The sequence below is a fragment of the Winogradskyella vidalii genome (assembly GCF_013403955.1).
Lineage (GTDB): Bacteria > Bacteroidota > Bacteroidia > Flavobacteriales > Flavobacteriaceae > Winogradskyella > Winogradskyella vidalii.
Genome location: NZ_JABFDG010000007.1, coordinates 96674 through 109028, shown reverse-complemented (window position 1 = coordinate 109028; position 12355 = coordinate 96674). Strand labels below are relative to the sequence as shown.

Genomic DNA, 12355 nt, shown 5'->3' with positions numbered 1-12355 from the left:
TATAATTCATATTTACGTCAAAAAAACCAAATAAAAAGTTAAAATTTATTTCAAATTATTAAATTCGTATATTAACTAAAATTAACACTAAAACTATTAAAATGAAAAGAGTTGTATTAAGTTTAGCACTAGTTGCTGTATTAGGATTATCATTTACATCTTGTAGAGATACAAAGGAAAAAACTGAAGATAAAATTGAAGGCGCAATGGATGATGCTGGAGAATCAATTGACGAAGCCGTTGAAACTATGGACGATGCTTTAGAAGATGCTGCCGAAACTTCTAGCGAAGCATTAGAAGATGCTGAAGCTGCTACAGAAGAAGCTGTTGATAGTATTGAAGATAAAGCTGAAGATATGGCTGATGAATTAGAAGAAGCTACTAATGATGCTGTTGACAAAGCAAAAGCGACTGGAGACAGTGCTATTGAAGCTGGTAAAGACGCTGTTGATGATGCTAAAAAAGCAGGAACTGATGCTGTAAACGAAGCTGCAGGTAAAGTTAATGGATTGTAAGATACTATTCATAAACATAAAAAAAGCCTGATTTTCATCAGGCTTTTTTTATGTTTAAAATTTAAACTACTTAACAGAATCACTCAGCTTAAGCTCGCTAGGCACCACTATTGTTCGCGGTTTTAAATCTTCGTTATTAATATTATCAATTAGTAGTTGGGCTGACATTTCACCTATCTTATGTGCTTTCTGATGGATAATTGAAATTCTTGGACTTGATAATAATTGTGTGTGCTCATAACCAAAACCAACAATAGACAGTTTCTTAGGAATATCTATCCCTAATTTCTTAGCCATATTAATGGCTACAATTCCTGTAACATGATCAATAGACAAAATAGCATCAATTGATCTATTCGCCTTTAGATAGTCACATATTTTTTTCTCAACATCAAAATCAACGGCATGATCTAATTTTAAAATTTCTGGTTTTAAATTATAATCTTCTAAGGCTTTGGTATAGCCCTGAATTCTCAATTTACCAACACTAAGCTCTTCAATATTACTTACCAATAGAATATTTTTACGTTGTTCTTTAACTATTAAATGTTCGGTAGCATCGTATACCGACTGAAAATCATCTACAATTACTTTATTACATTCAATTGAATTAACAACACGATCAAACATTAGGACAGGAAGTTTACTTTCAATTGTTGCCTTAATATGGTCCGTATTCTTTTTTACTTGACTTTCTCTTGCTACAGCCATAATAAACCCATCAACACTACCATTAGACAACAACTCTAAACTTCGTTTTTCTTTGTGCAAAGTTTCATTAGAAAGACAAACTATAATGTCGTAATCACTATTTGTTGCTGCCATTTCAATACCATGCAATACTTCGGCAAAAAATGGGTTGGTAACTGTTGGCAAAATAACTCCAATAGTTTTAGATTTATTTGTTTTAAGTTGCTGCGCTATCCGATTGGGTTTATAGTTTAATTTCGTTGCTAATTCCTTAACACGAACTCTTGTATTTTCACTAATTTCATGACTATCGTTTAACGCTTTAGAAACGGTAGAAACAGAAATATTTAAAAGGGCAGCTAATTCTTTGAGTGTTGTCATTTTTACAGTTGTTTATTTAAAACAAAAAGAGCGCAAAATATACGCTCTTTAATTGCTATTAAAAAAAATTTAAACTAGTTTTTAATAAGTTTATTAATTTTATTGCCATTATGTATTGAAACTTTAGCAATATACACCCCTTCGTTTAATTTTGAAGCATCAATCATAACCTCTAAAGTGTTTAGTGATCGATTTAGTAATTGCTTTCCTAATAAACCAAGAACCTATATAGCTATTATCCTATAGTTAGACCTCTTCTGTCTTTCGCTTATCTAATGCTTCACGAATTTCACCTGCACGTTTTTCATCAATATCATAATCATTCATTATCCACATAGCGGCTAATGTTCCTAAAATAGGTAATCCTGAAAAGAAAATCCGCAACCCGATTAATGCACTTTCTGATTGCACATTAACCGCAGAATCAAATCCGACTATCGATAAAATTGCACCACTTAATCCGCCAGCAATTCCAAAACCAAACTTTACCATCCACCAATAAATGGATCCAAAAACACCTTCACGTCGTTTACCTGTATTTAATTCATCGAGATCAATTACATCGGCAGTCATAGACATCATAAGTGTAAAAAGGCCTCCTATTCCAAAAGAGAAAAAAGGTAAAGCGAATAAAAAGAGATAGGGTTTTCCTGGAATAAACAAAAACCACAGCATAACATATCCAATTATAGAAATCCCTTGCGAGACCATAAAGGCTTTTTTCTTTCCTAATAGTTTAGAGATTTTAGCAACGATAGGAATTACCAAAAATATGGTTACTAAAGCACCTACACTTCCAAATAGTGTAGGCCAAACCCCTGCCGCAGCAGCATCGCCTTTAAAAAGGTAATAAACAATAATAAAAAACGTAAAACTTGCTACCGTATTAAAGGCATTGTACACAAAAAACGTAGCAAAACAAAGTTTTTTAAAGGGCTTTGATTTGAAAGCCTCCACAAAATTATCTCCAATTTCTTTTAAACTACCTCCAATATTTTTTAAGGTAAGTGGCGAATAATTTTCATTAACGGTAGACCTACTTTTAATAAAAATAGCAGGTATCATAGCACAAATAGCGAATATAACGCCAACCCAAACGGCCAATTCTCTTACCGCTACATCAGCAGTCACGTACCATTCAGGATCATACATAATCACCCAAAACCAAGGTGCAATGACCCAAGCCCATTGCCCAATCCATTGTGCTATAGCCATTATACTGGTGCGCTCGTGAAAATCATCACTCATTTCATAACCCATGGCCACATAAGGCACACTAAAAATGGTTAAGCCCAAGTAAAATACAAATGACCACAACAAGAAATATATAAAGTTATAATCTAATGGATTATCTCTATACAATTGCCACATCACCATAAATGCAATACCCATAATGAGTGCGCCAATAAAAACATATTGTCGTCGTCGTCCCCAACGCGATTTTGTATTATCTGAAATATAACCCATAATTGGATCTGTAATTGCATCAAAAAGTCGTGGCACTAAAGATATAATGCCCCACATCCAACCTGGGAAGCCCAAATCTTTTACCAAAACAACAATGAATATACCAATAACAGCAGGAAACATTTGATTAGCAAGCATGCCTACTCCAAAAGCAACTTTTTGCCCTAAAGGCACTTTATTGGTTCTTGTAGCCATAGTTATTCTGTTTTAGATGGAATCATAATTGTTTGTATCGCTTGGCCATTTATTTTAACCGCTACTGTTTGATTGTTCAGGCTTAAATCAAAGTGTTTTTCAACTTTACCCTCATTAAACAATACAACAGCAATAGAACCATCTGAGTTTTGGGCTGCAGTGACTAAAATAGAATCATCTGAGTTTTCTACTCCAATAACCTCAGCACCTGGTCTTATATATTTACTAAAATGTGCCATGGTGTAATATAATGGCGTAAAGTAAACCTCATCAGCATCAGGGTCAACAATTACTGGAGCCACACACCAATTTTCGAACCAGTTTGGCCCACCTTGACGGTCTAAAACCATATTCCAATCTACCCAACCATCTACCCAATTATTTAGGCAGCCAATAATATCTCTTGCGTAGCGGTTAACAGGTGCATATTTTGGGTGCAAGTATTTCTTATCATCTTCACGCCAATCATAACCCCAATCCGTAGCTTCTTTTTTCCAATACCAAGCATCATCTTGCCATGCAGGAACTTCTGAATCGATACATCCTTCAGTTTCTATTAAGTACTTGTCTGGTGCTTTTTCATGTGCATATTGCAACTCTTCTGGAAAATGATCATATGTACTCTCGTACCAATGAATTGCTGTACCTGCAAAATATTTAGAAGACGCTTCATCTTTAAACATGGCATCTACCCATTCCCCTAAACCCGCTCGGTTTTGATCGTAACCAAGAATATTAACGTCTCCATAGCCATCAGCTTCTAACTTTGGGCCTAAATGATTTTGAACAAAATCGGTTTCCTCTTCGGGTGTAAAATGCATACTTTCCCAATTATTTCCATTGCCATGTGGCTCATTAACTGGTGTTAAACCCCAAACATCAATGCCTTCAGCTTTATAAGCTTCTAAGTATTTAGAAAAATAAAGCGCAAATACATCGTTATATTCTGGCAGTAATTTTCCACCTACGTAAGCTTTATTGTCCTTCATCCATGGCGGAGAGGTCCAAGGTGATGCGATGATTTCAAAACCATCTTGCGAAATTGCCATAGCATCTTTAATCATTGGTATTAAATCGTCACGATCCTCATCAATGTTGAAATGTTCTAATTCCATATCATCTGCAACAGGTGCGTAAGTGTAATTGTTGAGAGAAAAATCACAAGACGCAATATGTGTTCTTGTCAAGGAATAGCGTGCGCCTTCTTCTGCAAAATAAGCCTGAAGAATGGTATCACGATTTTTTTCACTCAATCGATTTAATAAATAGGCTGAAGACTCCGTAAACGACCCTCCAAATCCGGTTACTGTTTGAAACTTTTGTTCGGGTAAAATTTTAATAACTGCTGAAGAATCTGCTTTTGAAAAATCAGTCATTCGGGTTAGTTTATTACCACTTTCTGAAGTTTCATACACTTCAACCTTCAAATTTTTATTTTCTTTTTTTTCTGACGTACAACTCAATATGGTGAGAATTAAGAGTACCAATATGCTTTTTCCGAATGTTTTCATATCTGCATTTTTAATTTTTAGTTTTCGTATGACTTGTATAGATATCTTTTACAACATCAAATACTTTTTTCTTATTTCTATCAATATCAACAATGCCCCAAAATTCTTCATTCGGACTTCCATCAAAAGGGACTCCTGTACTGTTTGGCGCCGTTCCACCTGTATCTTGAACATCGTTATTACCGGCTTTCCACCAACCATCTGTAAATGAAAACAAAGTGACTCCAGAACAAATATCTTGACCATTAAAAGTGGCGTTCAAAATGATTGTTGTGGCATCTGCTTGCGCAAATTCATTAACCCCTTGCTCATAACCTTGATTGGCAATTTGCATATAACTGTCTGCACCTGTTTCAGACAAATACATCGGTTTATTACTAACGGTTTTCCATTCTTCAAAAATGGTTTCTGGTCTTACAGAGCGATACACATTCATGCCCCAAACATCAATATTCGGACTCATAGTGCGTGCTAATTCGTTTGGTAAATCGCCATGTGCTGTTGTTACAGGATGAGACGAATCGTTTTCATGAATTACGGCCGCAGCAGCATTCATGGCTTTATACCAGTTTTTAATATCACCATCAAACCATTCGGGATGATAATTATATTCATTCCCTAATTCCCACATTAAAATGGCATTGTGGTTTTTATATTTATTGACATAATCTATAAATGATCCTGAAGCGATATCAAAATTGCCACCTTGGTCATAGCCAAACCCGATAATCACTTTTAATCCGGCTTCGTTAATTTCATCGAGAACATGTTCTTCTGTAATTGGTGCATAAACTCTAATGGTATTGATACCTGCCTCAACCATAAGTTCTAAATCTTGGGTTAAAGTGCTAAAATCTCTTTGGTTTGGACTTCCCTTTGGTACAGGATGATAGCAAATCCCTTTGATTAAATAAAATTCATCATTAACCATTAATTGGCGTTCTGAAATAGAGATAACATCGTTCACTAAAACAGGTTCAATCACTGGTTCTTCAGCTTTTTTTGTTTCATTTTTACACGACACAAAAGCAATTAAAACAAGCGGTATGAGAAATCGTTTTTTCATGTATTGTGTGTTTTATTTTGGGTAATCTGTTTTTGGCACTAACACGTCTTTCATTAATGCGTCAAGATTTCCATTGTACGTTTTGGTAATTGGCTTGCCGTCTCTAGTTAGCCCTTCAAAAATGCCTTTATCAACCAAGTTCCACAACGGATATTTTGCTTCACTGTTTAGGTTAATTAATCCAAAATGATTTTCTGAACCTAAAGGATTGGCAGCATCTTTCCACTGTTCATCAAAAGCCTCAAAATAAAAACAAGCTATTTTTTCTTTGTTAGTCCACGCTCTTAAATGCTTATGGTATAAGCCTTGTTTATATTCATCTGTAGCTCTAGATCCTGCTTTACCGTATTGACCATTAGACGTTGTTGCCCAACCCGTTTCACCAATATGAATAGGTTTATTGACACCTATATGTGTCATGTAATTTGCAACACTATCGTACTGTGCTTTTGCAAACTCGAAGGCACGTATCATAGCGGCATCGATTTTTTCTTTATCCGATAGATGCATTTCATCTTCTGGAACTTCCCAGAATTCAGAATTGTAATGGGAGTTATGGAATGGATATGTATGCATAGAAATATAATCTACAGCATTAGCCAATTTTTCTAAATCTTCTGTATGGTAGATAGCATCTCCACCTCCCCAAGACGAATAATCATCTGAGCTTGTAATCCATAAATCTTCAGGCAATTCTCCTGTTTGTTTTAAGCCTTGAAGATGATTGACCCATTTTAAAATAATCCAAGGTTCCACATAATACGAGGTAGCCCATTTTACCATAGCTTCATTACCTACGGCTAAAATTTTTACAATATCTGGATATTGTTGTGCTAAGTCAATTGCGGTATTAACCTCAACAGGATTTCGTTCACTTTCTTCATCATGATTAGGTTCTCCACCACCTGTACTAAAAGCATTTTTACAATCTATCCAAATGCCGAGCATCACATACATTTCAAAAGTAGGATCTTCTTGTTTTAATTCGGTTATCGCTTTTAATACATTTTCAGCGTGATCGTAATGCACATTATAGGTTCTCAGAATCCGAATTCCCATAGCGTTCAAAATCTTCATGTCTTCCTTAAGCTCCGGAATTGTCGGCTGAATGTCTCGGTCATTTTCTCTATAACCACCATAAGAAATTGCCAAATACTCAGGGTTTCCTAGTATATGCTCAGCATTTAAAACTTCTTCTTCGTTAAAAGTTTCATTACTTCGATTTTCTTTCTTTGTATTGTTACATGAAAACACAAGTAGCACTACAAAAACAATAACTGCTGATTTTATACTATTTTTCATGTTGGACCTTCGATTATTTATTTATTGAAACCACAATTTGAACGACTTCACCTGTACGATTAAATATCTTAGTACTGGTATGAGCATCAAGCTTTAAATTCTCAAACTGTGATTTAGAGCCATCATTAAATACAACTTCTACCTTATCACTTTCTTCCTTTTTATAAATTATCGGTACTTGGCAATAGGTAAAGCAAAGCGAACCTTTATGTAATTGAATTGTTTCTAACTCTTTAGCGATGTTAGTATACCTAAACTCTTTAGGTTCCGTTAAAAACTCTTCAGACCTTAAGAGCCTTGGGTTAAAATATAGTTGGCCTTCTTTTACAAAAACACCTAATTCACCAAATCGACATAAGATATCTTCTTTCACTTGACCTGTCATTCCTGGTTGTTGGGCACCTTTACCACCTGGTGTGTGTGAATAAGGATCCGTAGGGAAAGCACCGTATAATTTTGGTGATTTATGAACACCGATACCTTCGTTGATTTCGTAGTAATGTTCTAATAATCGCCCTATAGTTTCTTCACTTTCTTTTTTATTAATCGCTAACAAACAGTTTTCTTGAACGGCCAATAACAATTTAGAAACCATATGCCAATAAATAGACCCTAACCCTTCGTAACCATAAAATGTTCCTGAACGTCCCGTGAATGATTTGTGATCAAACATGTCTTCAAAAACAGCTAAGAGTAATGGTTTTTCAGCTTCAATTAGGGCTTTATATTTTTCTTTCGGTAACTTGGTTAATGCCGCTTTTAAGCTATCTGCATTATTAAAATTGCCATTAAAATGAAATTGTCCTATAGCATCTTTTTCTATAATCTGTGTATTATTATCTGCAATAAGCTGCTTTAATAATTTTGATTTTTCAACAGCTGCTTTCGGTATATTATTTTTATCTACAAAACGTGATAATTCCTTATTTGGATATAGAATATAACTGTATTGATCGGCTCTGAATAAGGCACTAGTTTTTAAACCATCTAATACACTCAACGCTTCTTTTGGCTTTAAATACCCTGAACTTAATACAGCTACTTGTCCTTCTAACATTTCTGGTAAATAGGAAATTGAAATTTCAGAATCACTTTCAACCGTCATTAAATTATAAGCATGATATAAGTTATCTGCACGCTTATTAGCGACAATTGTATGATCTAAGTAATGTTTTAACACCTTGAAAAAGCCCAATAAATCCGCTTTTGAAATTGATGCCTTATCCCCCGTAAATTTGGCTTTATAAATTTTTAATCGGTAGTTACTTCCGGCAGTACCAAGTCCGTCTAAAATGGTTTTTCTTGCTGTATCAGAAACGCTTCCTGAGAGTAGGCTTTCATTCGCTTCTAAAGTTGAAACTACTGCTTGAAAAAACGTTTTTAATTCCACTGAAAGATTGTATTCTGCTGTTGATGCATTTTCTACAATCCCTTCAAAGAAGTTAATAAAACGTCTGAGGTAATATAAAGTCACCATAGACACACCATTACCGACTAAAGCATTGTTAGCATCATTCCACTCTGGGCGTTGTGTATTTAACCAAATACCAGCTTCTGGAATAAAATTAGAGACTTTAGCTAAAACAGTTGCAAGTAATTTTTCAATTAAATTAACCTTGTAAATTTCATGGTTTTCAGCTCTTAATAAAGCGCCGTCAGCACCTAATTTATCTTTTTCTTGATTGATTTTATGATGTAACTTGTAATCGAAATCAATCGTATCTTTAGGATTCTTTAAGGTATCTTGATAGCTCTTAATTTTATAAGGCACATTTGCGTAAACAAATAAATCTTGTGTAAAAATACGCGACAGTTTACTTGGGTAATGCTTCTCTATAAACTCTAAAAATTTAAGCAAATAAATGATTTGATGATCCCCCCAATAACCAATATAAGACCATGGGTCATCTTCTTCAATGGCTTCCCAATCAAAACCATCTTTAGTAACGCGGTAAGGGTTATAGCCTTCAAAGGTTGTGGCATTAAAGAATTTATGAATCATACCTTCCATAAATGCAGGATAAGAATGTGCTAATGTTTCCCAATTTTGGAAAATATCTCTCCAGTTGCCTTCGTAATCTAAAATTTTAGAACCATCTATTTCACTACGTGTGTTAATTGAAAACTTGTTCCAAGGTCGGCTTGGATCACCGTGTCTTCTACTAAATTTTAATGGTAAATACTCATAGCATAATCTTTTAAAATCGCTATCCGCATCGTCATCTGCAATGTTTTTAATATACTCTAGGTTGAAAATCTCAGGTAAGCCTTCTAAAATATCTTCTTTGCTTTTTGAGATCTCTACGTTAGCTTTAGCCATGTATTTTACAAAATCATCTTTTTCAATTTTGTAATCATTATCAAAAATTCCACCTCTCATAATATTGAAAAGTGTGTTTGCAAAATGCCTTGTATTTCTTAACTGGTCATCGCCTAATTGAATCCCATCTGAAGCACCAACTAATTCTAGAAGGTTTTGTGTTCCGGCATCAATATCTTGTTGTATAAGGGCTTCAAGGTTGGTGTTATTTTTTATTTTTTCAGAAATATTATTAATCGCACTTATGGTTTGATTAACATTAGCGACAAACATCCAACTGTTTTCAGACTTAGGGTTTAGACTTAAATCCTTAGATATAAAATAGGCGCCTTTTTCTGCTCTAATATCTTTTTCTTGGGTAATTGTCTCGCCGTTTCTAAAGTTATCTAATTGCAATGACGAAATTAAGTGTGTTGGCTGTTCTAATCCAGAGAACCAAACTGTATTTGCTTTTAAAGCTTCACTAGGCTCTGCTCTATCTACAATGATTGCACTTAGGGCAAAGATGCCCATTCCTGTATCTTCCTCTAACTCGCACTTTTTATAGGCATCGATTAAATTACTAGTTGCATTCTGAAAATCTGAAGCTAAACCATAAGGTAGAATATTTTGAATACCATCTAAAATAGTCACCTCTATCTGTGCGTTTGAATTATTGATAATATTCGCTTTTCTCACAAAGCCATACTGATCACTAGTGCTCCATTGGTACCTAAATGTCAACCCTAAATCTTCATTGATTTCTTCAAAGCGTACTTTATTACCATAACTGTTTTTGTAAAGGTTTCTTTGTGTTGTATAAACCCCTTCATACCGATTAGAAAATGGTTCCCATAAAAATGTTTTATCATCTTTATGAACTTGAACTATCGTTTTGCTCCCTGTAGTTTCTAATGATTCCGTAATCTTATCATCCGTATAGTAAGGGAATAACGCATTATTAGCATTTTTTCTTCCGGCAGTTAAAGCGCCGTTACTAGAAATAAATAGCCAATGGTTAGAGTTACTTACCAAACTCATAAAGAATGGTCTCATTTTATCGCTATTAGAAATTTTGTAATAAGCTTCATTTTGAAGTGTTACAAGTTCTCCTTTAACTTCAAAATCATCATTTGAAGCTAATTTATTTCCTATGTATATGGGATTTTTAGTCATGGGTTGGTTTAAATTTCTGTGTGTAAGCTTTTATTAAATACGACGTAGATTATAAAAGGTCGAGCCAAAAAAACTCGACCTTTTATAAAAACGCTCTAACTCAAATATTCGTTTCTATTTTTTATTGATATACTCTAATGTAATCCACCTCCATTACAGCTTCTGTAAATGCTGGATCAATGGTTCCTCCCAAAGTTCCGCCCATGGCGATATTCATAATAAAGAAGAAGTCTTCATTAAAAGGAAAGTCAGGACTATTCGTTAAGGTTACAAAGGGCACATCGTCTAATGAAATCGTCAAAGCAGCTTCATCCCACTCAAGGGTGTACAAATGAAAATCTGTTGCTGCATTTTCTACAGCGGTAGTTTCACCATAGCTTGCATTCTCTTGAGTACCATCATCGAACCAGTGAAACGTTCCTAAGGTTGTGTTTTTATCCCAACCTGTTTGTTCCATGATATCTATTTCTCCACTTAATGGCCAGCCCACATCTTGGTAATTTGCGCCTAACATCCAAAGTGCAGGCCAAGTGCCTTCTGCAGCTGGTAGTTTAGCTCTAATTTCAACTTTACCATAGGTGAATTCTTGAAGCCCTTCCGATTTAATTCTAGCAGAAGTATACCCGCTGCTACCATTAGCTTTAGCGGTAATTTTCAATATACCATCTTCTACAATTACATTCTCAGCATTGTCAGTATAGGTTTGTAGTTCTTGATTTCCCCAGCCACCATCGCCAAGGTCATAGGTCCAATTAGAAGCATCTGGTGCGCCGTCTGCATCAAATTCATCAGACCATACTAAATCAAGATCACCACCAGTATTGTCTCCTCCACCTTCTTCTTCTGTCGTTAATATAAACCACCAATCAAAATCTCCATTCCCATCAGTTGTTTTCAGAATTAATTCATTAGGAACTGAGCGATCAAAAATCTGATACTGATGATTACCACCTGTGTAATACGCTATAAAACCTAAACCACTTAAGCTTATGGTTTCTACATCACCAGGAGCAATTAAAACCCAATTCGATGTATAATCATTGTAAGGCACATTTTGAACATCATCACCTTCTGGTGTTCCTCCAGAAGCTAACTCTTCAACCTGTCCACCACGTCCAAAAATAGTTCCTGAAGTATCAGTCACTGGATCATCGTTTGTGTTATTTGTGATATGCGTATAGGTGCCATCTTCACCAAAAATAAAGCGGTCATCATACATACCAACACCAACTTTTTCGTTAGCGCCTGCACCATACCATTCCGCAGGAACTGTACCGCCTACTGGACCTAAACCAAAATGGCCAGGAGCTTCAGATTTCACTCTCCAAACGTTAGAACCATCGCCGACTAATTTGTCGATAAGTTCTTGAGGTGGTTCGTAATCTGCCCAAACTTCGATTGTAATAGATGTTGACGTTGCAACACCTCCTGTACCGTAAGCAATAGCGTTTATAACATAAGAATGTATCCCTTGTTGGTTAAGACTAACCTGAGATGAACCCGAAGGCGCATTATATTGAGCTTCGTTGACTACAAACTTATAGCTTAAGGCATCGTCTGCAACAGCTGTAAGATTAACAATACCACTTCCGTCTCCATAAGGGTTTGCATCATCTTGTCCTACAATGTCTGCAGTTATCACCAAATTACTCGGTGAAATTATTTCTCCAAATTCTGCGTCATCCTCTTGGCAACCCACAAGGACAAACAAAATACTAAGACAACTAATTAAAGTATATTTTATATTTTTCAT

At 35.2% G+C, this 12355-nt stretch carries 8 protein-coding genes and 1 pseudogene; 1 reads left to right on the top strand and 8 read right to left on the bottom strand.

The window, feature by feature from the left end; all coding sequences use genetic code 11:
• Positions 1 to 101: 101 nt before the first annotated feature.
• The gene (locus tag HM982_RS15190) at positions 102 to 515 is read left to right on the top strand and encodes a hypothetical protein (RefSeq protein ID WP_179354188.1); all 414 of its coding nucleotides are present in this window, start codon (positions 102 to 104) and stop codon (positions 513 to 515) included.
• Between the two features lie 66 nt (positions 516 to 581).
• Here HM982_RS15190 and HM982_RS15185 read toward each other — a convergent pair whose 3' ends face one another.
• The 8 genes and pseudogenes from HM982_RS15185 to HM982_RS15150 all read right to left on the bottom strand — a co-directional run bounded on the left by HM982_RS15185 (position 582) and on the right by HM982_RS15150 (position 12355).
• On the bottom strand, positions 582 to 1586 hold the full coding sequence (locus HM982_RS15185; RefSeq protein WP_179354187.1) for a LacI family DNA-binding transcriptional regulator: 1005 nt from the start codon (positions 1584 to 1586) through the stop codon (positions 582 to 584).
• 74 nt (positions 1587 to 1660) lie between these two features.
• Positions 1661 to 1789, bottom strand: a pseudogene (locus tag HM982_RS18690) (T9SS type A sorting domain-containing protein); the annotation flags it as partial.
• Between the two features lie 43 nt (positions 1790 to 1832).
• Complete coding sequence (locus tag HM982_RS15175) at positions 1833 to 3248, bottom strand: MFS transporter (RefSeq protein WP_179354186.1); 1416 nt, start codon at positions 3246 to 3248, stop codon at positions 1833 to 1835.
• Positions 3249 to 3250: 2 nt separating this feature from the next.
• On the bottom strand, positions 3251 to 4759 hold the full coding sequence (locus tag HM982_RS15170) for a glycoside hydrolase family 30 protein (RefSeq protein WP_179354185.1): 1509 nt from the start codon (positions 4757 to 4759) through the stop codon (positions 3251 to 3253).
• Positions 4760 to 4769: 10 nt separating this feature from the next.
• Positions 4770 to 5825 (bottom strand): glycoside hydrolase family 2 TIM barrel-domain containing protein, encoded by a 1056-nt coding sequence (locus HM982_RS15165; RefSeq protein WP_179354184.1) that lies wholly within the window; start codon positions 5823 to 5825, stop codon positions 4770 to 4772.
• Positions 5826 to 5837: 12 nt separating this feature from the next.
• Positions 5838 to 7127 carry a glycosyl hydrolase family 17 protein gene (locus HM982_RS15160; protein WP_179354183.1) on the bottom strand — a complete coding sequence of 430 codons (1290 nt, stop codon included), beginning with the start codon at positions 7125 to 7127 and terminating at the stop codon, positions 5838 to 5840.
• 13 nt (positions 7128 to 7140) lie between these two features.
• On the bottom strand, positions 7141 to 10602 hold the full coding sequence (locus HM982_RS15155; protein WP_179354182.1) for a hypothetical protein: 3462 nt from the start codon (positions 10600 to 10602) through the stop codon (positions 7141 to 7143).
• Between the two features lie 121 nt (positions 10603 to 10723).
• Entirely contained in the window at positions 10724 to 12355 is a 1632-nt protein-coding gene (locus HM982_RS15150; RefSeq protein WP_179354181.1) for a glycoside hydrolase family 16 protein, read from the bottom strand.